This window comes from Variovorax sp. 10N420 (genome assembly GCF_056394705.1).
This window is the reverse complement of the sequence record NZ_JBFTIJ010000017.1, coordinates 60,133-85,293: the sequence shown is the minus strand read 5'-3', so window position 1 is coordinate 85,293 and position 25,161 is coordinate 60,133. Positions and strand designations below refer to the sequence as shown.

The window sequence follows — 25,161 nt, the reverse complement described above, 5'->3', positions numbered from 1 at the left end:
TCAGAGCCTTTTCCCCATGAGTCCTTCGGGGCGCCAGATGAGCACCATCGCCATCAGCACATACACACCCATGCCGCTCAGCTCGGCGAAGAACACCTTGCCGAAGGTGTCGACGAAGCCCACCAGCAGTGAGGCGACCAGTGCGCCGGTGATCGAGCCGATGCCGCCGATCACCACCACCACGAAGCAGATGATCAACACGCTCGCGCCCATGCCTGGATAGACGGACGACATGGGTGCAGCGATCATGCCGGCCAGCGCAGCCAAGGCGACGCCGGCTGCGAACACGATCCGGTAGAGCCTGCGGATGTCAATGCCGAGCCCGCGCACCATGTCGCGGTTGCTCGCGCCGGCACGGATCATCATTCCCAGCCGCGTGCGGTTGACCACAAAGTACAGGCCGACCGCCAGCAACACGCACGCTGCGGAAGCAAAGAGCCGATACCAGGGATAGCTCATGAGATCGCCCAGGGCAAAGCTTCCGTCCAGCCATGGTGGCGCCTTCACGCCATGGACGTCGTTGCCCACCAGCAGCGAGCGCAGCTCCTCGAAGACGAGGATCAGGCCGTAGGTCATCAGCACCTGCTGCAGGTGATCGCGCTGGTACAGGTAGCTGAAGAAGGCCCACTCCAGCGCGTAGCCGAACACCGCGGCGAGCACCACGCCCGCCACGAGCATCACGATGAACTGGTCACCAAAGAGCGGCGACAGCGCGAACGCCATGTAGGCGCCAAGCATGTAGAAGCTTCCGTGGGCGAGATTGATCACGCCCATGATGCCGAAGATCAGCGTCAAGCCGGAAGCAACAAGGAACAGCAACAACCCGTACTGCACGGAGTTCAAGCACTGAACAAGAAAGGTACCGAAGTCCACGTCGCAGTTCTAGGTTAAGTACGTTGAGGGTCAGCGCCCATCCGGGAGACGCCGCGGAACCGGCTTTGCCGGGCCGCTGGCGTCGCCCCCGGTAGGGGGTAGGCGAAGCGACACGAAGTGCGCGAAGCCTGGGGGCGAGTCAAAGCTTGCAACCGCGGGCCGGGTCGGCCAGGTTCTTCACGGCAATGTTGACCAGCTTGTTCTCGTGGCCTTCGACCTTGCGCAGGTAGATGTCCTGCACGGGGTTGTGCGCCTTGTTCATCGTGAAGGTGCCGCGTGGGCTGTCGATCTTGGCCTTTTCGATGGCGGCCGCGAATTCGGCCTTCTTCGAGATGTCGCCCTTCACGGCATTGAGGCCGACCGCCAGCATCTGGGCCGCGTCATAGCCTTGCACCGCGTAGACGTCGGGCTGCAGCTTGAACGACTTGGCATAGGCGGTGCGGAAGCTGGTGTCGCGCGGCGTGTTCAGGCCGTCTGCATAGTGCAGGGTGGTCTGCATGCCTTGCGCGGCTTCGCCCTGCGCTTCGAGCGTGCCGTCGGTCAGGAAGCCGGGGCCGACGAGCGGGATGGTCTTGTTGAGACCGGCCGCAGCGTAGTCCTTGACGAACTTGACCGCGCCGCCGCCCGCGAAGAAGGCATACACCACGTCCGGCTTGGCTGCCGCGATCTCGGTCAGGAGCGCCTGGAACTCCACGTTCGGGAAGGGAACCGTGAGTTGCTTTTCGACCTTGCCGCCGGCCTTCTCGAAGCCTTCCTTGAAGCCCGCCACGGACTCGTCGCCCGCCGCGTACTTCCAGGTGATGGTCATGGCCTTCTTCTTGCCTTGCTTGCCGGCCACGTCACCCATCGCATAGGCGGGCTGCCAATTGGAGAACGAGCTGCGGAAGATGTTCTGCGCGCACATCGGGCCGGTCACGGCATCGGCGCCGGCATTGGGCACGATCAGCACGGTGCCGCTTTCCTTGGCGGCCTTGGCCATCGCCATGGCGACACCGGAATGCACGGTGCCGATGATGACATCGACGTTGTCGCGCTTGATGAGCTTGTTGACGTTGTCCGTCGCTTTGGCGGGATCGGATTCGTCGTCGACCTTCACGAACTCGATCTCGCGGCCGCCGAGCTTGCCGCCCTGTTCTTCGATGCGCAGCTTGAAGCCGTTCTCGATCGCCACGCCGAGCGCCGCGTACGTGCCGCTGTACGGAAGCATCATGCCCACCTTCAGCTTGCCTTGTTGGGCGTGTCCGAGCGTGGCGATACAGGCCAGCGCGAGGGCTGTCAGCGTGGTGCGTGCGATGCGGGTGCTCATGGATGACTCCTTGTTGAAAATTCAGTGGGTTGCGACCTGCCGGTCCGTTTTCCAGGGTGCGTCCGCCGATGCGCGAGGCGACAATACTTTATAGCTAAACTATTTATCTCTCAACCAAGCGTTTTCCCTGCGTTTCCCAGTGTTCATTCACGAAAGAAACGGTCGCAACTATCGCCGTTTCGGGTTGATCGCGATGCGGGGAATGCCCGCAGTCCGGCACCTCCACAAGCCTTGTTTGCGGCACATGTTCGGCAATCCCGCGAATCTGGCGGAGCGTCCCGTATTCATCGTCGATTCCCTGGATAGCAAGAACCGGGCACCGAATGCCGTCCAGCTCCTCTTCGATGTTCCATTGACGGAAGGGCGGATGGAGCCAGATGTGATTCCAGCCCCAGAAGGCCGAGTCCACTTCATCGTGATAGCGGCCCAGCTTCTTCGGCAGGTCGGTTTCCAGATAGGCCTGCCGGGCGAGTTCGATGTTGGCGACGGTCACGTCCTCCACGAAGATGTGCGGCGCCAGCACGACCAGTCCGGCGACGCGATCAGGGAAGCGCGCAGCGTACAGAAGAGAGATCGATCCGCCGTCGCTATGCCCGAAGAGCCAAGGGCTTTCGTGGAGGCCGATGGCGTCGAAGAAGGCCGGCAGCACCTCGTGTGCCTGGCGATGCATGAAGTCGACGTCCCACACTTCATCGGCATCGCGCGGCGTGGAACGACCGTAGCCGGGGCGCGAAAACACAAGGCCGCGAAATCCGCCGGCCTCACACAGCCGCTCGGGGAAATCCTTCCACATCGATACCGAGCCGAGCCCCTCGTGCAGGAAGACGAGCAGTGGCGCATGGGTCCGTTCAGGTGCGATGCGCACGTATTCGATGCGCACGTGTTTTCCCCGCCACTGGATGGCGGCGAATCGGGATTCGGGTATCACGCCTGCTGCTCCCGCTCGCGGAGGCGGAACCGCTGGATCTTTCCGGTCGCGGTCTTCGGCAACTCTTCGACGAACTCGATGAAGCGCGGGTATTTGTACGGTGCGAGGCGTTCCTTGACGAACGCCTTCAGCTCGTCTTCGGACACCGATTGGCCTTCCTTGCACACCACGTAGGCCTTGGTCTTGGTCAGCCCGTCGGCGTCTTCCTTGCCGATCACCGCGGCCTCCAGAACCGCGGGGTGCTGCATGAGCGTGGCCTCGACCTCGAAGGGCGAGACGTAGATGCCGCTGACCTTCAGCATGTCGTCGCTGCGCCCCGCGTAGGTGTAGTAGCCGTCGGCGTCACGCGAATACTTGTCACCGCTCTTGGTCCAGCCTTCGCGGAAAGTCTCGGCGCTCTTCTCCGGGTTGCCCCAGTACATGACGGCCGTGCTCGGGCCCTTGATATAGAGGTCGCCGACTTCGCCAACGCCAACGGGTTTGCCGTCTTCGCCGCGCAACTCGATGGCATAGCCTTCGACCGGCTTGCCCGTCGTGCCATAGCGAATGTCGCCGGGCCGGTTGGAGATGAAGATATGAAGCATCTCCGTCGACCCAATGCCGTCGACGATCTCGCAGCCGAAGTGCTGCTTGAAGCGCTGTGCGATCTCGCCCGGCAGCGCCTCGCCCGCTGAGGAGCACATGCGCAGTGCGACGGCCTCGCGCGGCGGAAGGCGAGGGGACGCGAGCATGCCCGCGAAGCCGGTCGGCGCGCCGAAGAAGACGGTGGGCTTGTGCGCGCCTGTCCAGCGCTTGAAGGTCGCGTCGGGCGTCGGCCGCTCGGCCATCAGCAGCACCGTCGCCCCGACCGACAGCGGAAAGGTCAGCGCATTGCCAAGACCGTAGGCGAAGTACATCTTCGCGGCCGAGAAGCACACGTCGTTTTCCGTCAGGCCCAGCACGGGCTTGCCGTAAAGCTCTGCTGTCCACCAGGGGCTCCCGTGCGTATGCACGGTGCCCTTCGGCTTGCCGGTCGAGCCCGAGGAATAGAGCCAAAAGGCGTGGTCGCGCGGCGACGTCGCGGCAGGCGCAGTCAACGGCTCGCGCGCCGCAATGGCCGAATCGAAGTTGTGTGTGCCGGTGGGCAAGGGGCCTTCGGGCTGCGACACGAACAACGTGCGGACTTCGTTCGGTGCCTTGCCCATCGCTTCTTGCAGCACGGGCAGCAGCGCGCCAGACACGAGCGCCGCCGTGGCGCCGCTGTTTGCCAGCATGTAGGCGTAGTCGTCGGCGGTGAGCAGCGTGTTGACAGCGACTGGCACGATGCCGGCATAGAGACATCCGAGAAAGCTCACCGGCCAGTCGCTGGTGTCGAGCATCAACAGCAGCACGCGGTCTTCGCGCCGCACGCCCTCTGCGAGCAGTGCGGCGGCGAGCCGGCGGGCCCGGTCCTCGAGCTGGCCATAGCCAAGCGCGCCCCGATCGTCGACATAGGCGGTCTTCTGCGCACGCTCGCGATTGACCGCGAACAGGTGCTCGGCGAAATTGAATGTGTCGGGCAGGCTCATCTTTGTCTCCTCGGGTTCGTCGTGATTCGAGATGCCGGCTGCGCGCTACTGAAGCCCGAGCTGCGCCAGCACGCCGGGGCTGGCCTGCACCGCGCTGCGCCGGTGATAGAAATCCAGCGCGCGCAGGCCGCCGAGCTCCGCTCCACCGCCCGCGCGGCCGGGGCCGCCGTGCAGGGACATCGGCATGACGTTGCCGTGGCCGGTCTGCGCCTGCGCCACTTCGGGCGTGATCACGTGAACGCGGCCATGGCTGCCTGCAAGCTGCACTGCAGCCGGCCCCAGCGCCGCATCGTCGGCGCCATACATCGAAGTCACCAGCGATCCCTGGCCGCGATGAGCAAGCGCAATGGCGTGATCGAGATCGCGGTAGGCCAGCAGCGTGGCGACAGGGCCGAACACTTCGACCTCATGCACGCGGTCGGCCGCGTCCGCATCGCGCGCGCCCAGCAGCACCGGGCCGATACAGGCGGCGACCGCGGGGTCGGCATCGACCAGCGCCTTCTGCGTGCCGTCGTGCAGAACGCTGGCTTGCGTCTTCAACGATTCCAAGCCTTCGCGCACGGCATCGAGCTGCGCGCGGTTGACCAGCGAACCCATTCGCACCGCCTCGTTGCGGGGATTGCCCACCGTGATGCCAGCCAGCTTGGCACTGATGGCTTCGGCCGCGGCGTCATAGAGCGCCGCCGGCACGAGGATGCGGCGAATGGCCGTGCACTTCTGGCCGGCCTTGACCGTCATCTCGCGAACCACTTCGCGCACCAGCAGGTTGAATGCCTCGGAGCCTGGAGCCGCATCCGGCATCAGCAGGGCGGAGTTGAGGCTGTCGGCTTCGATATTGACGCGTGCCGAGCGCTGGGCGACTGCAGGGTGCGAACGAATGACGGCGCCCGTCTCCGCGGAGCCTGTGAACGACACCACGTCGAATCCCTGGAGCTGGTCCATCAGCCCGGCGGAGCTGCCGCAAATGATCGACAAGGCGCCCACCGGCAGCACGCCGGCCTCGACCACGTCACGCACCATGCGCTGCGTCAGCCAGGCGGTGGAAGTGGCGGGCTTGACGATCACAGGCACGCCGGACAGGAGCGCGGGCGCGGCCTTTTCCCACAAGCCCCACGACGGGAAGTTGAATGCATTGATGAACAGTGCGACCCCGTGCGTCGGCACTTGCAGATGCTGGGACTGGAACAGCGGTTCCTTGCCCAGCTTGACCGCCTCACCGTCGCGAAGCGCGCGCACGTCGCCGAGCGCATCGCCCCACTTGGCGTATTGGCCGAGCGTGAAAATGGCGCCGTCGATGTCGACCGCCGAATCATTCTTCACCGTGCCGGAGTTCGCGGTGGCGATTTCGTAATAGCTGTCGCGGTGGGCCAGCAGCACCTTCACGATGCCAGCGAGCAAGCCTGCGCGCTCGCGATAGGTCAGGGCGCGCAACGCAGCGCCACCGGTTTCACGTGCAAAGCGGAAAGCATCGGCCAGGTCGAGCCCGCTTGCATCGACGCGCGCCAGCTCAGTGCCGAGCACCGGATCGGACAGTTGCGTGCCCGCGCCGGTGCCAGCTTGCCAGCGGCCAGCCACGTAATTGGAGAGAAGTTCGGTCATTGGGTGAACTGAATTTGCCCTTCGGGCAGGAGATAGAGAACCAGCGCACGGCCCTGCGCCACGGTGGGGCGATGAGCGCTGCCTGCCGGGTAGACGCACCAGCCCGCGGGGCGCCCGTCGAATGTCGCGTCGCCCTCGAGCGGCATGATCAAGTCGATCTCGCCGTTGGGGTGCGTGTGATGCGGCCCGGCAATGTCGCGCATGTCCACGACGTCGACCGAGAATCGGTTCAATGCGTCTTCGGCCTTGAACACCCGTCCGTAGCGGATGCCGCCGCCTTCGCGCTCACACAGCCAGCCTTCCTCGACGCCGCCGACGCAGGCCTGCTTCAGGCCCTCATAAGTGGGACTGCCAGCGCCGTGATGGGTGTTGAGCCAGAGATCGAGATCTTGATCGAGCGGACGGCCAGCGATCTGCGTCGCCACGTCGGCGACGAGCTGGTGAAAGTCTTGTTTGGACATGGGGCGTTTCTTTGTGTGTGGGAACAAACTTGCGGCAATCGGCTGTGTGCAGTATCTTGCCTGTGTATGAACCATAAGCACCGGGCGACAGAGTGTCAAGCAATATAGTGCATGAATGGGTGTTAACCCCGAGTGCGATCCACCAGAACAGCGAAAGAGAGTCATGAACGAGCGAGCTGACGACGTGGTGTTGACCGCGCCATCCGATGCGCCTCTGCAAGAGGAGGACGCGAAGAACCCGCTGCTGGTCGCGCTGGGCGAAAGAGTGCGCAACCTGCGCGCACGCCGCGGCCTGACCCGCAAGGCCGTCGCGCAGGCGGCCGACGTGTCCGAGCGCCACTTGGCCAATCTGGAATACGGCATCGGAAACGCTTCCATCCTGGTGCTGCAGCAGGTGTCCAGCGCGCTGCAATGCTCGCTGGCCGAGTTGGTCGGCGACGTGACGACGACCTCGCCCGAATGGCTGTTGATCCGCGAACTGCTCGAGCACCGCAGTGAAGCCGACCTGCGACGCGCCCGCATTGCCCTCGGCGAACTGCTGGGCACCGCCGCTGGTGATCCGGCGCGGCACCGGCGCATCGCGCTCGTCGGATTGCGCGGGGCGGGCAAATCCACGCTGGGGCAGATGCTTGCTGATGATCTGGATGTGCCGTTCATCGAGCTGAGTCGCGAAATCGAGAAGATCGCCGGCTGCAGCGTGCGCGAAATCCATGATCTCTACGGCACCAATGCCTACCGCCGTTACGAACGGCGTGCTCTCGAAGAAGCGGTCCAGATCTACAGCGAAGTGGTGATCGCCACGCCCGGCGGCATCGTCTCCGACCCCGCCACCTTCAACCAGCTATTGGCGCACTGCACGACAGTGTGGCTGCAGGCCGCCCCCGAGGAGCACATGGGCCGCGTCGCCGCGCAGGGCGACACCCGGCCCATGGCGGCGAGCAAAGAGGCCATGGACGATCTGCGGCGAATCCTGAGCGGCCGCGCGGCTTTCTATTCGAAGGCGGACCTGAGCGTGGACACCACCGGGCACGACCTGGCCGAGAGTTTCAACTTGCTGCGCGACACCGTCCGAGAGTCGATCAGCCGCGAAGGCTGAGTCCGGCGCCCCCCGCTGTAATAAATTCATTCCAAGGTTGACTGGCGTGAAAACATGCAGCATGATGCATGTCATGGCGATAGGCAAATGCACTATTGTTCAAGATGTCCCATCTGCAAGATCCCAAGGAGACCGTCATGGCTGAAACCGCTGCCCACCCCGCCCGCGTGGATTACCGCACCGATCCCACGCAGTACCGTCACTGGAAATTGAGCGTCGAGGGCAGCGTGGCCCGCCTGTCGCTCGACATCGCGGAAGACGGCGGCATTCGTCCCGGCTACAAGCTCAAGCTCAACAGCTACGACCTGGGCGTGGACATCGAGCTCCACGACGCCCTGAACCGGGTGCGCTTCGAGCATCCCGAGGTGCGCTCAGTCATCGTCACCAGCGCCAAGGACCGGATCTTCTGTTCCGGCGCCAACATCTTCATGCTGGGCGTGTCGAGTCACGCCTGGAAGGTGAACTTCTGCAAGTTCACGAACGAGACGCGCAACGGAATCGAGGACTCGTCCAAGCACTCCGGGCTCAAGTTCATCGCAGCGGTGAACGGCGCCTGCGCCGGCGGCGGCTACGAACTCGCCCTGGCCTGCGATGAAATCATCCTGGTCGACGACCGCTCTTCTTCGGTCTCGCTTCCCGAAGTGCCGCTGCTCGGCGTACTGCCAGGCACTGGCGGCCTGACCCGCGTGACTGACAAGCGCCACGTGCGCCATGACCTCGCGGACATCTTCTGCACCAGCGTCGAAGGCGTGCGTGGCCAGCGTGCCGTCGAATGGCGTCTGGTCGATGCAATTGCCAAGCCCGCGCAATTCGGCACTGCCGTGCAAGAACGTGCCGCCAAACTCGCCGAAGCCAGCGACCGCCCGGCGAATGGCAAGGGCGTGAGCCTCACCCGCGTGGAGCGCGAAGACGGTCCCGACAGCCTGCGCTACGAGCACGTCACCGTCGAGATCGATCGTGCCCGCCGCACAGCCACCTTCACCGTCAAGGCACCCAAGAGCGCGCAGCCGACTGACATCGCAGGCATCGAAGCGGCCGGTGTCAACTGGTGGCCGCTCGCGATGGCTCGTCAACTCGACGACGCCATCCTCTGCATGCGCACCAACGAGCTCGACATCGGCACCTGGCTGCTGAAGACCGAAGGCGACGCCCAAGCCGTATCGGCGAGCGACGCGACGATGCTGGCCCACAAGGACCACTGGCTGGTGCGCGAAACGATCGGTGCCCTGCGCCGGACGCTGGCGCGCCTCGATGTCTCCTCGCGCAGCCTCTTCGCGTTGATCGAATCCGGCTCCTGCTTCGCGGGCACGCTCGCTGAAATCGCCTTTGCCGCCGATCGTGCCTACATGCTGGCGCTGCCCGACGATGCCGACAAGGCCCCGACGCTGACGCTCAACGAGTTCAACTTCGGCTACTTCCCGATGGTCAACGACCAGAGCAGGTTGCAGCGCCGCTTCTATGAAGAAACCGCGCCGATGGAAGCCGCCCGCGCGGCAGCCGGCAAGGCGCTCGACGCGGACGAGGCACTGAAGCTCGGTCTGGTCACGATGGCGCCGGACGACATCGACTGGAACGACGAAATCCGCATCGCGATCGAAGAGCGTGTGGCCATGTCGCCCGACGCGCTCACCGGCCTAGAAGCCAACCTGCGATTCCCGAGCCAGGAAAACATGCTTACGCGCATCTTTGGCCGGCTTACCGCGTGGCAGAACTGGATCTTCAATCGTCCCAACGCCGTGGGCGAAAAGGGTGCCCTCAAGGTGTATGGCACCGGCGAGAAAGCCGGTTTCGATTTGAACAGGGTATGACCCCCAGGCTCGCGCACTTCGTGTCGCTCTCCACCCCCTTCCAGGGGGCAACACCAGCGGCCCGGCGAAGCCGGTTCCGCGGTGTTTCGCGAAAACTTCTTCAACCGTCCTTCCACCGTTAAAGGCCCCCGTCATGAGCACGATCAACTACAGCGAGAAGATCCCCAACAACGTCAACCTGGGCGAGGACCGCACGCTGCAGCGCGCGCTCGAAGGCTGGCAGCCGAACTTCATCAACTGGTGGGACGACGTCGGTCCCGATGGTTCGACGAACTATGACGTCTACCTGCGCACGGCGGTGAGCGTCGACCCGCAAGGCTGGGCGCAGTTCGGCCACGTCAAGATGCGCGACTACCGTTGGGGCATCTTCCTGAACCCGGGCGACCCAAACCGCGAAATTCACTTCGGCGACAACAAGGGCGAGAAGGCTTGGCAGGACGTGCCCGGTGAGCACCGCGCGAACCTGCGCCGCATCATCGTCACGCAGGGCGACACCGAGCCTGCGTCGGTCGAGCAGCAGCGGCACTTGGGGCTCACCGCGCCGAGCATGTACGACCTGCGCAACCTGTTCCAGATCAACGTCGAGGAAGGCCGGCACCTGTGGGCCATGGTCTATCTGCTGCACAAGCACTTCGGCCGCGACGGCCGGGAGGAAGCCGAGGCGCTGTTGCAGCGCCAGTCGGGCGATCAGGACAACCCGCGCATCCTCGGCGCCTTCAACGAGAAGACGCCGGACTGGCTCGCGTTCTTCATGTTCACGTACTTTACCGATCGCGACGGCAAGTTCCAGTTGTCGGCGCTGGCGGAAAGCGCCTTCGATCCGCTGGCGCGCACGACCAAGTTCATGCTCACCGAAGAAGCGCACCACATGTTCGTCGGCGAAAGCGGCGTGTCGCGCGTGCTGCAGCGCACCGCGCAGGTCATGAACGAGCTCAAGACCGATGACCCGCAGAAGGTGCGCGCCGCGGGTGCCATCGATCTCGGCACCATCCAGCGCTACCTGAACTTCCACTACAGCGTGACCATCGATCTCTTCGGCGCCGACCAGTCGAGCAACGCTGCCACCTTCTACAGCTCGGGCCTCAAGGGCCGCTACGAAGAAGGCAAGCGCACGGATGATCACGTCCTCAAGGGCCAGACCTACAAGGTGCTCGAAGTGCAGAACGGCCAGCTCGTCGAGAAGGACGTGCCGATGCTCAACGCGCTCAACGAAGTGCTGCGCGACGACTTCATCAAGGACTCCGTCGCCGGCGTTGCGCGCTGGAACAAGGTTCTCGAAAAGGCCGGCATCCCGACTCGCCTGACCGTGCCCCACAAGGCATTCAATCGCCAGATCGGCGCCCTCGCCGGCATCAAGATGTCGCCCGAAGGCCGCGTCGTGAACGAAGCCGAGTGGGCTGCCAAGAAGAGCGAATGGTTGCCGACGCCCGAAGACTTCGCTTTCGTGGCATCGTTGATGGGCCGTGTGGTCGACCCCGGCAAGTTCGCCGGCTGGATTGCACCCCCCGTTATGGGCATCAACCGCCAACCGGTCGACTTCGAATATGTAAGGTTCGGCTGAACTGAGCTCGCCCCCAGGCTTCGCGCACTTCGTGTCGCTACGCCAACCCCCTGGCCGGGGGCAACACCGGCGGCCCGGCAAAGCCGGTTCCGCGGTGTTTCTGGAAGCAGCGGTGGTGACAAGGAAGGAGACAACCAGATGGATTTGGCTGAAGTGAATGTCATCAAGCAGCACCTGATCGACCCGGAGATCTGCATTCGGTGCAACACCTGCGAGGCGACTTGCCCGGTGAACGCGATCACGCATGACGACCGCAATTACGTGGTGCGTGCCGACGTGTGCAATGGCTGCATGGCTTGCATCTCCCCTTGCCCGACCGGCTCGATCGACAACTGGCGCACGATGCCGGTGACGCGTGCCTATTCGATCGAAGAGCAGTTGACGTGGGACGAACTGCCAGCCGAACTCACGCCGGAGCAGCTCGAAGCCGAAGGCGTCGCATCGGCGGGCGACGGGCAAATGCTGGTGCAGGTGCCCGCCGCTTCTCCGCAGCCGCCTGCGGCACCGGGCGAAGCGGTGTTCAATTCGGCGCAGTATGGCGCGACCGTGCCACCGTGGTCGGCGGCGCACGCCTACACCAACCTTTTTCCGCCCAAGAGCCCCACGACCGCGACCGTGGTCGGCAACTTCAACTGCACCGAAGCGGGCTACGAAAACCAGACGCACCACATCGTGCTCGATTTCGGCACCATGCCGTTCCCCGTGCTCGAAGGGCAATCGATCGCGATCATCCCGCCGGGTCTCGATGCCAGTGGCAAGCCGCACTTTGCACGGCAGTATTCGATTGCAAGCCCGCGCAACGGCGAGCGGCCTGGCTACAACAATGTCTCTCTGACCGTGAAGCGCGTGCTGCAGGACCACCAGGGTAATCCGGTGCGCGGCGTGTGCAGCAATTACGTCTGCGATCTGAAGGTCGGCGACAAGGTGCAGGTCATCGGTCCGTTCGGCGCATCGTTCCTGATGCCAAACCATCCGAAGTCGCACATCGTGATGATCTGCACCGGCACCGGCAGCGCGCCCATGCGCGCGATGACCGAGTGGCGCCGGCGCCTGCGCAAGAGCGGCAAGTTCGAAGGCGGCAAGCTGATGCTCTTCTTCGGCGCGCGCACTCAGCAAGAGCTTCCATACTTTGGCCCGCTGCAAACGCTGCCCAAGGATTTCATCGACATCAACTTTGCGTTCTCTCGCACGCCCGGCCAGCCCAAGCGCTACGTGCAGGACATGATGCGCGAGCGCGCAGCCGACCTCGTCGAACTGCTGAAGGACGGGCAAAGCCACTTCTATGTGTGCGGCCTCAAGAGCATGGAAGAAGGCGTGGTGCTGGCGCTGCGGGACGTGGCGTCCGATGCCGGCCTTGATTGGGATACGCTGGGCGCCAGCCTCAAGCGCGAAGGCCGGCTGCACCTGGAGACCTACTGACGATGAAATTCGCCGAGTTCCACGACGGACAGGTCATCGAGGCCGGCCCCTACGTGGTGACGGAGGCGGAGATCATCCAGTTCGCGCGGGCCTATGACCCGCAGTGGTTCCACACCGATGCACAGCAGTCCGCCGACGGCCCTTTCGGCGGGTTGATTGCGAGCGGCTGGCACACCAGCGCGATCGCGATGCGCCTCGTCACCGATGCCGCACTCGTCGGGTCCGAGTCCTTCGCATCGCCGGGACTTCAATATCTCAAGTGGCCGAATCCGGTGCGCCCCGGCGACAGCCTGCGGCTGATCGCTGACGTCGTCGAGGTGCGCCGTTCCGAAAAGCGCCCGACGCTCGGCATCCTGCGCTGGCGCTGGAGGTTGATCAACCAGCGCGAACTGCCTGTGCTGGATCTGGAAGCGACGAGCCTGTTTCGCCTTCCCTAGCAGGGCGAAGACGACTCGCGCAGTACGCGAGAATGTCCTGCATCGGATTCCTTGCGATACGTCACAGAATGTCAGCATGTCCACCGGCATTGCCGCTGGAGCGTTTCATCCATCACCACAGGGCCTTCGCCCTTGTTCGGAGACTCCCCTTGAGATTGATTGGCACCGCGTTTGTCAAATGGGCCCTGTCGGCCACCGTGGCCGTCGCTGCCCTTTCGGCTGCGGCCAGCGCCAGTGCCGAAGTGTCGGTCGGCGTCGAGTTCGGCGGCCCGAGCTATTACCAGCCCCAGCCGGCCTATGTGGTCCCGGCCGAGCCTGCCTACGTCGCACCGCCGCCGGTCTACTATCAACCCGCTCCGCCCGTCTACTACCAACGGCCACCACCACCCGTCTACTACGGACCGCCTCCGGGTTACTACGCTCCGCCGCCGGAGTACAGGCCTGCGCCCGGCTACGGATACCACCGCGGATATGACGCACCGCCCCAGCGCAACCTGAGCGACATGCAGCGGCGGGCCCTGGACAATTGCGCACTGCTGGCCCCGCAAGAGCGGCCGCGGTGCCGCGCGACGGTGATGTCGACCGCTCGCTGAACGTGTCTCGCCGAGGGTTGCGCGTTTTCTGGTGGGGCGCCCTCGCCCTGCTGCTGCTGGCAGGTTGCGCCCAACAGGCAGCGATCGATCAACTGGCTCCCCAGGAAGAAACCGCGTTCGCCAAGGCGTTTGTCTCGCAGATCGCTGCTTCGGACTTCGACGCCGCCGAGAGCCGGCTTGCGCCGGCGCTCAGGGATCCGCAGGTGCGCGCCAAGCTCCAGCAGGTTGCAGCGCAATTTCCTCCCGGAGCGCCGACAGAAACCAGGGTTGTCGGTGCCTTCACGTTCAAGGCGTTCGACGTCGATCGTTTCGATCTCACATTCGAATATCGCTATCCGAGCGCCTGGTTCCTGGCGAACGTGAACCTCGAACGCCGAAACGGCAATCTCGCCGTCACGAGCGTTCACGTCACTCCCTTGGCGGATTCGCTCGAAAACATCAACCGATTCACCTTTGCCGGAAAGAGCGTCGGCCACTATGTCGTTTTCGTGCTCACGGTGGCAATTGCGGTCCTGGTGCTGGTGGCGCTGGTCCTGTGCATCCGCACGCCGATCCCGCGGCGTAAATGGGCGTGGCTCATCTTCGTGTGCGTCGGAGTGATGCAGTGGTCGTTCAACTGGACCACCGGGGCGCTGGACTTTTCGCCCGTCTACGTCTCGCTGCTCGGCGCAGGCTTCTCCAAGGCCGCACCCGCCGCGCCTTATATCGTGCACTTCGGCGCCCCGATTGGCGCCGTCGTCTTTCTGCTGAGGCGCAGGCACTGGCTTCGCGCAAGACGTCAAGCGGCCATGGATGAGTTGGCAAAAACCGCCCCGAACAAGCAGGACCTGTAGGGCAGGGCCTGTAAAGCGAGGCAGACAAGGCCAGGGAAGCGAGGAGAGGCCTTCGAACCCACACGCGGCCGGTATGCTTGTGCGCATTGGCCTATTCATCTTCATTTGCCAGCTTGGCATCGAGGTTGCGCGTGAAGCCATTTGTGAAGCCGCTTCGATCGCTCGGTGCCGCAGGCGTCTTTGCCTGCTGTTCGATGGCCAGCGGCCAGGAACTGTCCCTGCTTGCGGGGCCGCTCGCGAGTTCGGGCGAGCGTACGTATTCATGGGAAGGCGCCTACCGCCAAGGCTTGGGCCCCTACGCGGCATGGAGCTTTTCGTGGCTCAACGAAGGTCATCTTTCGTATCACCATCGAGACGGTCAGACCTTGCAACTTTGGGCGCGACTTCCGATGGCGGAGAACCGCCTGGAACTCTCGGCCGGCGCCGGCCCTTACCGCTACTTCGACACGATCACGGCCCAGTACCTCCCGAGCTATGACAACGCCCATGGATGGGGCGGCGTTCTGAGCCTGCGGCTTGCCTACTACTTCGACAACCGCTGGATCGCGGAGATGAAGCTCAATCGCGTGATGGTGAGCGGTGGCCCGGACACCACCGCACTGCTGTTCGGCGTGGGTTATCAACTGGACGCTCCTGACAGGCCGGGACCGCGGGACGGCCCCATCGAGAGGACGTCGAACGTCACTGGCAATGAATTGACCGCGATGCTGGGAGCATCGATCCTGAACAGCGATCGATCGCAGTCGTCGCCCGCTGCTTCGCTGGAGTATCGGCACGGGCTGGCTCCGCACCTCGACGTGACTGCCTCCCTGATCCATGAAGACGGCGACATCCAGGCGCGACGCGATGGCGCTGCGGCGCAGCTATGGGCAACGAGCGCGTTCTTCAACGACCGCTTCACCCTGGCCGCCGGCATCGGCCCCTATGTGGCCATCACCCAGAAAGATCACTCGCCTTTCGATTCCACGGGCGACGGTCGCATTTCAGGCCTGGTCTCCGTCTCGGCGAGCTACAGGTTCGGCCAACGCTGGCTGGCGCGCTTGACGTGGAATCGCTTCGCGACCCGGTACGACCGCGACGGCGATCTGATCCAGGCGGGGATCGGCGTTCAGTTCTGAGCGCCGAAGACTGCTGCTGCCTTCGGCGTCTGCGGCTTCGGCTCGCAAGCGGCAAGCGCTGTCAGCGTCGCGCAGACGAGAAGAAGCGTGAGGATTCGGTGTGTCATGTCGTCTCCTTCGAGCGGGATCGTGGATCGCGAGCATCCCGCTCAGGGTTCCTTGCCCGGCTTCAGCGGAAAGCCGGATTCGCGCCACGCTTTCATGCCGCCGTCGAGCGCGACCGCGCGCTGGAAGCCCATCGCGCGAAGCGTTGCCGCTGCAAGCGTCGAGATATAGCCTAGCTCGCAGCAAGTGATGATGCGGCGTGTAGGGTCGGGCAGGTCCTGGTTGACGCGAAGCTCGAGCTGTCCGCGCGGAAGCAGGCGTGCGCCGGGGACATGGCCTGCCTCGTAGGCATCTCGCTCCCGCACGTCGAGCACGATCAGGTCGTCCTCCACGGCTTCGACGCGCGTCTTGAGTTCGTCAAGCGACATGAACGGCACCGCCGCGCTGGCTTCGGCCAAGAGGCTCGCGACCGTCCTGCCGCCGCTCATGTTGGTACGCAGCGCTTCGGTGATATGTGTCGGCATCGTGAGATTCAGGCTGCGCATCATCTCGACGAACTCGGCGCGGTCGCGCTTTTGCAGGCGCGGGTTGCTGGCGATCTCGTCGCCGATAGTGGAGTGGCTGCGGCCCTTGTAGTCGTGCGCCGGGTAGACCTTGAGGGCCGCATCGAGCTGCAAAAGGCGATTGAAGAGGCTGTCATGGAGCGCCTCGGGGTTGCCGCTCGGCAGATCGGTGCGTCCGGTGCCGCCGATGAGCAGCGTGTCACCGGTAAACACCCGGTCGTCGACCTTCAGGCACATCGAATCGGCCGTGTGCCCGGGCGTGTGAAGCGCCTGCAGCCGCAGCTTGCCGACGGCCACCATTTCGCCATCGCCGATGCGCATGTCGACGAAAGGGGCGGGGCTGGCGCGATGCATCACGACCGGCACGCCGAGCCGCCGGGCCAGTTCCTTGGTGGCTGAAAAATGGTCGGCGTGCGTGTGCGTATCGATGAGATAGCGGATCCGCACGCCGTCGCGGCTGGCCAGGGCGAAGTAGTGGTCGATCTGGCTCAGCTCCGGGTCGATGAGCGCGCCCACACAAGTCTCGCCGCAGCCGATCAGGTAGGACTGGCAACCCCCGGTGGGGACTTGCTCGAAGATCATGTGAGCGGCCGCGCCGATCAGCCCGGCTGCTTGACCACGCGCAGATAGGGCTTGGGCGCCTTCCAGCCTTCCGGATAGAGCTTCTTGGCCTCTTCGTCGGACACCGAGCCGGCGATGATCACGTCGTCGCCGTTCTTCCAGTTCACCGGGGTCGCGACCTTGTGCGCGGCCGTGAGCTGCATCGAGTCGAGCACCCGCAGGATCTCGTCGAAGTTGCGGCCGGTGGTCATCGGGTAGGTCAGCATCAGCTTGATGCGCTTGTCCGGACCGATGATGAAGACCGAACGCACCGTCGCATTGGTGGCCGCGGTGCGGCCTTCGGAAGTTCCGGGCTCTTCGGCCGGCAGCATGTTGTAGAGCTTGGCCACGGCAAGGTCGGTGTCGCCGATCATCGGGTACTTCGGCAAATAGCCCTGCGTTTCCTCGATGTCCTTGGCCCATTTGTCGTGCGCATCGACCGGATCGATGCTCAGGCCGATCAGCTTGGCGTTGCGCTTGGTGAACTCAGGCTCGATCTTCGCCATATAACCAAGTTCGGTGGTGCAAACCGGTGTGAAGTCTTTCGGGTGCGAAAACAGGACGGCCCATTTGTCGCCGATCCAGTCGTGGAACTTGATCGGCCCCTGGGTGGTGTTTGCCGTGAAATCGGGGGTGACGTCGTTGATGCGCAGGGACATGTCCGCTCCTTCAAAAAATGGGTTTGCCAGATCACCCAAAAGTACACCACGATCTGATGACACAAACAAGCCGTGTGACCCTGCTCTCGGCGAAGCGCCTCTGTGCTTACCCGCATTGAAGGACCGGGCCGGCGCGCGATAGGCTCGCTGGGTGAACCCGACAACACCTGCACCCTTCATTCCCCAGATTCGCCTATATCAGAACTGGCTACGCGACGAGCGCGGCCTTTCTTTCGATTCCTACGATGCCCTCTGGCGCTGGTCGGTCACCGATCTTGCGGCGTTCTGGCAGAGCATCTGGGATTTCTTCGGCATGCACTCCCCGACGGCGGCGTCCAGCGTCATCGCCGACAGGCACATGCCCGGCACACGCTGGTTCTCCGGCGCGCAGGTGAACTACACGCGCGAAGTGTTCCGCCACGTCGATGCAGCACACGCTGCGGGCATGCCGGCGATCGTCAGCGAGAACGAACTCGGCGAAGTGCGCGAGATGTCGTGGCCCGAACTGCGGCGGCAAGTCGCCGCTTTCGCGTTGACGCTGCGCGAGCTCGGCGTCGAACGCGGTGACCGGGTTGCCGCGTACATGCCCAACGTGCCGGAGACGCTCGTCGCGTTTCTGGCGTGTTCGAGCATCGGCGCGGTGTGGAGCGTGTGCGCGCCCGACATGGGCACGGTCGCCGTGGTCGACCGCTTCAGGCAGATCGAGCCGAAGGTGTTGATCGCCGTCGACGGCATCCACTATGGCGGCAAGCCGCTGGACCGCAGTGCCGTGGTGCGCGAACTGCGCGAGGCATTGCCCAGCGTGCGCAAGCTGGTGCTGGTGCGCACGCCTTTCGCGGCGGCTCCGATGCAGGCCGAAGCCGAGTGGACAAGCGCGACGTCGCGCGACGATGCCGCGACCGCCGCCTTCGAGCCCGAATGGCTGCCTTTCGACCATCCGATCTGGATCGTGTATTCGAGCGGCACCACCGGATTGCCCAAACCGATCGTGCATGGCCAGGGCGGGATCATCGTCAACATGTACGCGTGCGGTCTGCACCACGACTTGGGCCCGAGCTACAGCGCCAACAACTTCGGCGAGCGCTACCACTGGTACAGCTCGACGGGCTGGGTCATGTGGAACTCGCAACTCTCGGGGCTCGCCTTCGGCGCGACCATCTGCATCTATGACGGCAATCCGGCGGGCAGCCGGGAAAAGATCGACTGGGGCGTGCTGTGGCGCTTCGTTGCGAGGCACAAGGTGACCTTCTTCGGCGCGGGCGCGGCGTATTTCGCCAACTGCATGAAGGGTGGCCTGGTCGCAAAGGATTGCGGCGATCTCTCGCGGGTGCGCGCGCTCGGCAGCACGGGATCGCCGCTGGCTGAGGACGTGCAGCGCTGGGGCACCGCGCAAGTGCTCGCGGCAGGTTCACCGGCGGTGTGGTGGTACAACATTTCAGGCGGCACCGACTTTTGCGGAGCGTTCGTCGGCGGCAACCGCGAACTGCCCGAAGTGCCGGGCCAGATGCAATGCCGCTTCCTCGGCGCGGCGGTCGAGGCATGGAACGAATCCGGCCAGCCGATCATCGGCGAAGTCGGCGAACTGGTGTGCATCCAGCCCATTCCGTCCATGCCGCTCTACTTCTGGGGCGACGAAGGCAACGCGCGCTATCTGTCGAGCTACTTCGACACCTACCCCGGCGTCTGGCGCCATGGTGACTGGATCAAGATCGGCGAAGACGGCGGCTGCATCATCTACGGCCGAAGCGACGCCACCATCAATCGCCAGGGACTGCGCATGGGCACCAGCGAGATCTACACCGCGGTCGAAGGCCTTGCGGAGGTGCTCGACTCGATGGTGGTCGACCTCGAATACCTTGGCCGCGAAAGCTACATGCCGCTGTTCGTGGTGCTGCGCGACGGCGTGCCGCTCGACGATGCGATGCGCGCGAAGATCAACAACGCCATCAAGATTTCGCTGTCGCCGCGCTTCGTGCCCAATGGCATCTATCAGGTCGCGGAAATTCCGCGCACGCTTTCGGGCAAGAAGCAGGAACTGCCGATCAAAAAGCTGCTCCTGGGCCAACCCCTCGAACGGGTCGTGAACCGGGAGGCGATGGCCAATCCGGGGAGCCTCGACTGGTATGTGGCGTTCGCCGCGAGGCACGCCCAGGCGCAGAGTGCTTCGGCATGAAAAGACGCTTGGCTCTTCGTCTCGCCGGTGCTGCCGCCGGGCTTGCGCTGCTGGTGGCTTGCGGCAGCGCGATGAACAGGGGGAATGAATCGCCCGCGGCCAGGACGGAACCGCTGCGCGTGACAGGCACCGTCGCCTATCGCGAACGGATGGCGCTCGACCCTTCGGTGGAAATCGTGGTCCAGTTGCTCGACGTCTCCCGCATGGATGCACCTGCGGTCGTGCTTGCGGAGCAGCGATTCCGGGCCAATGGCAAGCAGGTGCCGTTTCCGTTCGAGCTGAGCGTGGACCCCACCCGCATCGACCCACGCATGCGCTATACGGTGTCGGCGCGCATGCTGCAGGGCGACCAGCTGCTCTTCGTCACGGACACCGCCTATCCGGTGCTGACCCTGCGGCACGGCAACACCGCGAGCCTGATGCTGGTGAAGCCGGCGCCTTAGTTCTTGGCCTGATCCTGGCTGAGGCTCAGAGCCACTTGCCGTCGGACGGCATCTGGATGGTTGTCTCGGGCGTGCCGCCGCTGATCAGCGCGCCGATGCAGATGCTCAAGAGCGAGATGAAGATGCTCGCGAAAAGGGCCGTCCAAAAGCCCGACACCTTGAAACCGCGCACCAGCGCCGACACCAGCAGGATCATCAGTGCGTTGATCACGAGGATGAAGAGGCCGAAGGTCACCAGCGTCAGCGGCAGGGTGAGGATGATGAGCAGGGGCCGGACGATGGCGTTGGCGAAGCCGAGCAGCAGCGCCGAGATCACGAGCGACGAGGCGCTTTCGAATTGGATCCCTTTGAAGATGTGACTGGCCACCCACAGCGAAAGTGCGGTGATCGCCCAGGTGATCAGGAAAGGGGTCAAGGAATTCAGCATGTCGAAAAGCCCTCTTGTCGTTGATCCGGCTCATCATATCGGCCGGAATGCGTGTCCATCGGTGGGCGCCGCCAAAATCCCAAAGCTATACGTGAACGTACACGTTTGGGTAGAATCGCGAGCATGGCCGATTCAGAAGGCACCATCACTGTCCGCGACGCCGCAGCCCGCCTGGGCGTGACGCCTCGCACGCTCAAGTACTACGAAGAGCTGGGCATCGTGGTCCCGGTGCGCAGCGAAAGCCGCTATCGGCTCTATGAGTCAGCCGACCTCGACAAGCTCGCACGCGTGCTGCGGCTGCGGTCCCTTGGTTTCTCGCTCACGGCGATCACGGCCATGGTCCAGCAGCCTTTCGACGCCCCGGCCGAGGGCGGGCGGCCGAGGCTTTCCAATGCTTCCCTCAAGACGCTGAAGGCGACGCTGTCCACGCAGCTCGAAGCGCTCGACACGCGCATCGCCCAGGTTCGGCGCGAGCTCAAGGAAGCTGCCACACTGCGCGCGCAATTGCGCCGCGACATCGATTACGTGGAACGCAGGCTCGCCGGCGAGCCGGTCGAGGCGGCGCTGCAGGAGCTCAAGCGCGGGCAGTCCGCACCGGCATCCAATACCCGGCGAAAACCGGGCGGCTGAGCACGTCCATGGTCGCATTGCCCCGCCGCGAGTTGGACGTCGCTGCGCTCGCGCCCTGGGTCATCGGGCTCGTGACGGGGATCGACTATTTCGACAACGCGCTGTTTGCCTTTTTCGCGAGCTACATCGCGGGGGGTGTCAGTGCGTCGGCCGACGAACTGGTATGGGCATCGAGTGCCTACACCCTGGGCGCGGTGCTCGGCATCCTTCAGCAACACAGCTGGGTCGAGCGCGTGGGCTATCGCCGCTACCTGGCCGTCGCCATGTTCGCCTTCGCAGCCGGCGGCATCGGTGCGGCGCTCAGCGAGAACTCCATCCAGCTGATGCTGGCGCGCGGCTTCCAGGGCTATTTCGTCGGCCCCATGTTGGGAGCTTGCCGCATCCTGATCCAGATCGGCATTCCTTTGCAGCGCCGTGCCAAGTCGCTTCGAGCCTTCATGATGCTCATCGTGTTCAGCGGCGCTCTGGCTCCGGTCATCGGCGCCTTCCTCGTCACGCATTTCGAATGGCGTTCGCTTTTCTTCTGCACAGCACCGGCCGCCGTGCTTGCCGGCGTTCTCGCGCTCTGGACGGTGCCTGACGTGGGCGACGTCGCACCGCACGAGCGCACCGAGCCGCATCACGTGGCTTACGTCGTCTTCGCGCTGGCGCAGGCGGCCTTGCAGGTCGTGCTCACGCGCACTCACTACGAGCTCTTTTCCGGATCGCCCACGCTGATCGGGCTGGCCATTGCAGGAGTGGCGGGCCTCGGCTGGTTCGCCTACCAGCAGTGGCAGCATCCGGCGCCGCTCGTGCGCCTGCAAGCTCTTCGGCTACGGACTTTCCAGGTGGGGCTCGCGCTCTACGTCGTCTACTACTACATGTCGACCGGCTTCAGCTATCTGCTGCCACGGCTGATGGAGGGCGGACTCGGTTTCACCGTCGGCGACACCGGCTACTTCACGGGCGCGATGTCGCTGGTGAGCGGCATGCTGGTGTTCGTCTACCTCAAGTACTCGGCGCGCGTGACGCGCAAGAAGTGGCTCATCGTGCCGGGCTTCGGCATCGCGGCGACCGCGGCCCTCTGGTTCGCGCAAATGTCGCCCCAGGTGGGCCGCCTTCAGCTGGCGGCGCCGTTGCTGCTGCGCGGACTCATGATGCTGTTCGTGGTGCTGCCGGTGGCGGGCATCACGTTTCGATCTTTCGAAGCCGATGACTTCGCGCACAGCTATCGGCTGAAGAACCTGGTGCGCCAATTGGCGATCTCGTTTGCGACGGCCAGCGTCATCGCGCTTCAGCAGCATCGGGTGGCGCTCCACGGCACGAGGCTGGCCGAATCGTCGAGCGCATCCAACCCTGCCTTCATGCAGTCGCTCGACATGCTGACGCGCGGCTTCCAGGCCGGCGGGCATGCCTTGGGCGACGCCCACGGCATGGCGGTCGCGACGCTTTCGCGCATGCTCGAGCAGCAGGCCACCTTCATGGCTTCGCTCGACGGTTTTCATGTGATCGCGGTCGTTGCGCTGGTTGCCGGCGCGTACGCGGCCTGGCAGCGCGAGATCGACTGAGGCGCTCGCCCGCGTCAAAAAAACTCGTCGTCGCCCCTGTTCTCCGGCCCGCTTCCTGCCGATAGAGCGGAGTGACCATCTCGGCCAGTCAGCAAGCAAGCTATCGAATCCTGATGCGCGAAGGGTGCAGGATCGTCTACGGCCAAATGCCGCTGGTGGAGTTTCTTCGGCTGCTGAAGCAGGCCAACGACAGCGAGGTGTTGCACGCCGGGGTCGCGCGCATGCTGGATGCGACCGCCGTCATCGGGTCTCCCGACGCGCTCGAACGCCTGCGCCGGCAAGAAACCCCCGCCGCCATCGAACGCATGCGCGCGCGGCTCGGGCGGGACGCGCTGCGTCTCGACTTCCATTCGATCCGTTGGCTGGCCGCTGGCGAACACGGGCCCGCAAGCCTGGCGCTCTTCATGCTTCTGACGGGAGTGCGTCCGCGCCACTACCGGGGCACCCAGCGTGATCTTCCCCGAGACGCGAACGCCTTTCGGCGTTGCCGTCTCTTGATCGAACAAGTGCCGGCACTGCGGCAGGCGTTGCCGATATTGGCGCGCCGCGTGGGCGAACGCGGCGTTGCCGAATGGGCCGCGCTTGCCGAAGCGTGGGACGACCTTTGCATGCACATGGACCATGAAGCGCCCGACTGGCGGCGGGGCCCGGTCAAGGCGCCAGTGCTCACTGCGATGCTGGCTTGCTTTCGCGAACTCGAAATGGCGTGAGGCGACGGGCGCTCGCCGCAGCCTTCCCCCGTCTGCGGACGCGGACAACTCCCTGGCGCGCCGTGCCGTTCGGATGATCCGGCTACAGTCCTTTTCGCCTCGCAGTCTCAAACCCAATCAAACAAATGCCTCAACCAGCCCGAGCGTCCGGCTCCCGCGCGGACGACCTTCTCGGTGTCGACGCTCCTCCTCACGTTGCCAAGCCCCCGTCTTTCGGCGCTCCGTCCCAGGCGCAGACGCGCGCGCGGCAGCTGCTGCTCGGCCTGAGCGTGATCCTGATCGCTTTCAATTTGCGGCCGCTGTTCGGCAGCCTCTCGGTGTTGCTGCCGGAAGTCATGAAGGACACGGGCTTGACACCCACCGGTGCCAGCATGCTCACGACCCTGCCGCTTCTTTGCCTGGGCGTTTTCGCGGCACCGACGCCGGCGCTGGCGCGACGCTTCGGCCCCGAACGTACTCTGCTGGGCGCACTGCTGCTCATCTGCATCGGTTCGCTGCTGCGCGGCACTGGCAGCCTGCCGATGCTGTTCTTCGCGTCGGCCCTGGGCGGCGCGGGCATCGCTGTAGGCAACGTGCTGTTGCCCGGCCTTGTGAAGCGCGACTTCAGCAGCCATGCCGCCATGATGACCGGCTTCTACACACTGGCGGTGTGTGCGGGCGCATCGAGTGCCGCCGCGTTCACGGTGCCGCTGGAACATCTTTTGGGCGGGGCCTGGACGGCTGCGCTGGCCTTCTGGGCCCTGCCCGCCGGGCTCGTGGTGCTGCTCTGGGCGCCACAGGCGCTGGCATCGCCTTCGCGTCAGATCCAAGCCAGCGCGCACGTCGGCAGCTTGCGGCGCGACCGGCTCGCCTGGCAGGTCACCTGCTTCATGGGGCTGCAGTCGTCGCTGGCCTACATCGTGATGGGATGGCTCGCGCCCATGCTGCGCGAGCGCGGACTCGACAGCGCCACTGCCGGCTACGTGCTGGGCGTTTCCATCCTCGTTCAACTGGCGACCTGCCTCGTGACGCCCTCGATCGCGGCGCGCTGCCGCGATCAGCGCGGGCTGACGCTCGGCATTACAGTCGTCATCCTGATGGCGATGCTCGCTTTTCTCTTCGCGCCGCTCAACGGTGTGTGGTTCTGGGCCGTGCTGCTCGGCTGCGGACAGGGCGGCGCTTTCGCACTGGCACTCAGCCTCATCGTGATGCGCTCGCCCGACGCGGCAGTGACGGCGCGGCTGTCGGCGATGGCACAGGGTTGGGGCTATGTGCTCGCCAGCACCGGGCCGCTCATCGCAGGGCTGCTGCGCGGCTGGACAGGCGGCTTCCAGTCATCCGCGATCCTGATGGTGATCGTGGCCGCGGGCATGGCCTGGAGCGGTTGGGGCGCGGGACGACGGCTGCACGTGCTGCGCGATCATCGCGGCTGATCAGGCCAGTTCGAACTGCTCGCGGAACATCGCGCAGAAGTCCGGCGTGCCGCTGATCGCGATCGTGACTGTGTGACGGGGCTCGCTCGGCGGGCCTGCGCGCACACGCAGCTCTCGCGTTTCTTCGTTGAATTCGAGCGACTCCGGAACGCTCGTTTCCTGCATGCCTTGCAGGTCGTAGTCCCACTCCCCGCCTTCGCCGACTGCGCCGCGGCTGCCGCGAAAAGTGTCGTGCGCCCAGGCGAGCACCTGCTCGATTTCGGCGCGAACCGCTGCGATATGCCGTGGGCCCACGGTGGCCATGGCATCGAACACGCCGATGCCTTCGGTGTCTTCGCTGTAGTCGAAGTCAAGATAGTCGAGAGTCATGCGC

At 64.6% G+C, this 25,161-nt stretch carries 24 protein-coding genes; 14 read left to right on the top strand and 10 right to left on the bottom strand.

The window, feature by feature from the left end; all coding sequences use genetic code 11:
• The 6 genes from AC1DEK_RS27535 to AC1DEK_RS27510 all read right to left on the bottom strand — a co-directional run bounded on the left by AC1DEK_RS27535 (position 1) and on the right by AC1DEK_RS27510 (position 6,714).
• Complete coding sequence (locus AC1DEK_RS27535) at positions 1–873, bottom strand: branched-chain amino acid ABC transporter permease (protein WP_478128492.1); 873 nt, start codon at positions 871–873, stop codon at positions 1–3.
• Between the two features lie 139 nt (positions 874–1,012).
• Positions 1,013–2,179, bottom strand: a complete 1,167-nt coding sequence (locus AC1DEK_RS27530) for an ABC transporter substrate-binding protein (RefSeq protein WP_478128491.1) — start codon at positions 2,177–2,179, stop codon at positions 1,013–1,015.
• A gap of 103 nt (positions 2,180–2,282) precedes the next feature.
• On the bottom strand, positions 2,283–3,059 hold the full coding sequence (locus AC1DEK_RS27525) for an alpha/beta fold hydrolase (RefSeq protein ID WP_478128490.1): 777 nt from the start codon (positions 3,057–3,059) through the stop codon (positions 2,283–2,285).
• 44 nt (positions 3,060–3,103) lie between these two features.
• On the bottom strand, positions 3,104–4,654 hold the full coding sequence (locus AC1DEK_RS27520; protein ID WP_478128489.1) for a benzoate-CoA ligase family protein: 1,551 nt from the start codon (positions 4,652–4,654) through the stop codon (positions 3,104–3,106).
• A gap of 45 nt (positions 4,655–4,699) precedes the next feature.
• Positions 4,700–6,253, bottom strand: a complete 1,554-nt coding sequence (locus AC1DEK_RS27515; RefSeq protein ID WP_478128488.1) for a 3,4-dehydroadipyl-CoA semialdehyde dehydrogenase — start codon at positions 6,251–6,253, stop codon at positions 4,700–4,702.
• A complete protein-coding gene (locus AC1DEK_RS27510; RefSeq protein WP_478128487.1) occupies positions 6,250–6,714 on the bottom strand; it encodes a 4-hydroxylaminobenzoate lyase in 465 nt (154 codons plus the stop codon). The genes AC1DEK_RS27515 and AC1DEK_RS27510 overlap by 4 nt, the downstream gene beginning before the upstream one ends.
• 163 nt (positions 6,715–6,877) lie before the next feature.
• Here AC1DEK_RS27510 and AC1DEK_RS27505 point away from each other — a divergent pair, with 163 nt between their 5' ends.
• The 8 genes from AC1DEK_RS27505 (at position 6,878) to AC1DEK_RS27470 (ending at position 15,579) form a co-directional block, all read left to right on the top strand.
• Entirely contained in the window at positions 6,878–7,810 is a 933-nt protein-coding gene (locus AC1DEK_RS27505) for a helix-turn-helix transcriptional regulator (protein ID WP_478128486.1), read from the top strand.
• Between the two features lie 137 nt (positions 7,811–7,947).
• Positions 7,948–9,618 (top strand): 2,3-epoxybenzoyl-CoA dihydrolase, encoded by a 1,671-nt coding sequence (boxC, locus tag AC1DEK_RS27500; RefSeq protein WP_478128485.1) that lies wholly within the window; start codon positions 7,948–7,950, stop codon positions 9,616–9,618.
• Between the two features lie 133 nt (positions 9,619–9,751).
• Positions 9,752–11,179 (top strand): benzoyl-CoA 2,3-epoxidase subunit BoxB, encoded by a 1,428-nt coding sequence (gene boxB / locus AC1DEK_RS27495; RefSeq protein ID WP_478128484.1) that lies wholly within the window; start codon positions 9,752–9,754, stop codon positions 11,177–11,179.
• A 138-nt stretch (positions 11,180–11,317) separates the two neighbouring features.
• Positions 11,318–12,598 carry a benzoyl-CoA 2,3-epoxidase subunit BoxA gene (boxA, locus tag AC1DEK_RS27490; RefSeq protein ID WP_478128483.1) on the top strand — a complete coding sequence of 427 codons (1,281 nt, stop codon included), beginning with the start codon at positions 11,318–11,320 and terminating at the stop codon, positions 12,596–12,598.
• Between the two features lie 2 nt (positions 12,599–12,600).
• Positions 12,601–13,035, top strand: coding sequence for a MaoC family dehydratase (locus AC1DEK_RS27485; protein WP_478128482.1), 435 nt, complete (start codon positions 12,601–12,603; stop codon positions 13,033–13,035).
• Between the two features lie 149 nt (positions 13,036–13,184).
• Positions 13,185–13,628 (top strand): hypothetical protein, encoded by a 444-nt coding sequence (locus tag AC1DEK_RS27480; RefSeq protein WP_478128481.1) that lies wholly within the window; start codon positions 13,185–13,187, stop codon positions 13,626–13,628.
• The gene (locus AC1DEK_RS27475; protein WP_478128480.1) at positions 13,595–14,461 is read left to right on the top strand and encodes a hypothetical protein; all 867 of its coding nucleotides are present in this window, start codon (positions 13,595–13,597) and stop codon (positions 14,459–14,461) included. The genes AC1DEK_RS27480 and AC1DEK_RS27475 overlap by 34 nt, the downstream gene beginning before the upstream one ends.
• Positions 14,462–14,655: 194 nt before the next feature.
• Positions 14,656–15,579 carry a hypothetical protein gene (locus AC1DEK_RS27470; protein WP_478128502.1) on the top strand — a complete coding sequence of 308 codons (924 nt, stop codon included), beginning with the start codon at positions 14,656–14,658 and terminating at the stop codon, positions 15,577–15,579.
• Between the two features lie 149 nt (positions 15,580–15,728).
• Here the strand turns inward: AC1DEK_RS27470 and AC1DEK_RS27465 are convergent, their stop codons facing one another.
• Together AC1DEK_RS27465 and AC1DEK_RS27460 are read right to left on the bottom strand one after the other, a co-directional pair.
• Positions 15,729–16,769, bottom strand: coding sequence for an MBL fold metallo-hydrolase (locus AC1DEK_RS27465; RefSeq protein WP_478128479.1), 1,041 nt, complete (start codon positions 16,767–16,769; stop codon positions 15,729–15,731).
• 17 nt (positions 16,770–16,786) lie between these two features.
• The gene (locus tag AC1DEK_RS27460) at positions 16,787–17,446 is read right to left on the bottom strand and encodes a peroxiredoxin (RefSeq protein ID WP_478128478.1); all 660 of its coding nucleotides are present in this window, start codon (positions 17,444–17,446) and stop codon (positions 16,787–16,789) included.
• 151 nt (positions 17,447–17,597) lie between these two features.
• Here AC1DEK_RS27460 and AC1DEK_RS27455 point away from each other — a divergent pair, with 151 nt between their 5' ends.
• Together AC1DEK_RS27455 and AC1DEK_RS27450 are read left to right on the top strand one after the other, a co-directional pair.
• Positions 17,598–19,619 carry an acetoacetate--CoA ligase gene (locus AC1DEK_RS27455; RefSeq protein WP_478128477.1) on the top strand — a complete coding sequence of 674 codons (2,022 nt, stop codon included), beginning with the start codon at positions 17,598–17,600 and terminating at the stop codon, positions 19,617–19,619.
• An 8-nt stretch (positions 19,620–19,627) separates the two neighbouring features.
• A complete protein-coding gene (locus AC1DEK_RS27450) occupies positions 19,628–20,062 on the top strand; it encodes a YbaY family lipoprotein (protein WP_478128476.1) in 435 nt (144 codons plus the stop codon).
• Between the two features lie 25 nt (positions 20,063–20,087).
• On the opposite strand, the gene AC1DEK_RS27445 is transcribed toward AC1DEK_RS27450, so the two are convergent.
• Complete coding sequence (locus AC1DEK_RS27445; RefSeq protein WP_478128475.1) at positions 20,088–20,489, bottom strand: phage holin family protein; 402 nt, start codon at positions 20,487–20,489, stop codon at positions 20,088–20,090.
• Positions 20,490–20,612: 123 nt separating this feature from the next.
• On the opposite strand from AC1DEK_RS27445, the gene AC1DEK_RS27440 reads away from it, so the two are divergent.
• The 4 genes from AC1DEK_RS27440 to AC1DEK_RS27425 all read left to right on the top strand — a co-directional run bounded on the left by AC1DEK_RS27440 (position 20,613) and on the right by AC1DEK_RS27425 (position 24,788).
• Positions 20,613–21,119 carry a MerR family transcriptional regulator gene (locus AC1DEK_RS27440; protein WP_478128474.1) on the top strand — a complete coding sequence of 169 codons (507 nt, stop codon included), beginning with the start codon at positions 20,613–20,615 and terminating at the stop codon, positions 21,117–21,119.
• A gap of 8 nt (positions 21,120–21,127) precedes the next feature.
• A complete protein-coding gene (locus AC1DEK_RS27435) occupies positions 21,128–22,666 on the top strand; it encodes an MFS transporter (protein WP_478128473.1) in 1,539 nt (512 codons plus the stop codon).
• Positions 22,667–22,737: 71 nt separating this feature from the next.
• Positions 22,738–23,376, top strand: a complete 639-nt coding sequence (locus tag AC1DEK_RS27430; RefSeq protein ID WP_478128472.1) for a hypothetical protein — start codon at positions 22,738–22,740, stop codon at positions 23,374–23,376.
• 125 nt (positions 23,377–23,501) lie between these two features.
• Positions 23,502–24,788, top strand: coding sequence for a CynX/NimT family MFS transporter (locus tag AC1DEK_RS27425; protein ID WP_478128471.1), 1,287 nt, complete (start codon positions 23,502–23,504; stop codon positions 24,786–24,788).
• Here the strand turns inward: AC1DEK_RS27425 and AC1DEK_RS27420 are convergent, their stop codons facing one another.
• Positions 24,789–25,157, bottom strand: coding sequence for a hypothetical protein (locus tag AC1DEK_RS27420; protein ID WP_478128470.1), 369 nt, complete (start codon positions 25,155–25,157; stop codon positions 24,789–24,791).
• Between the last annotated feature and the right edge of the window lie 4 nt (positions 25,158–25,161).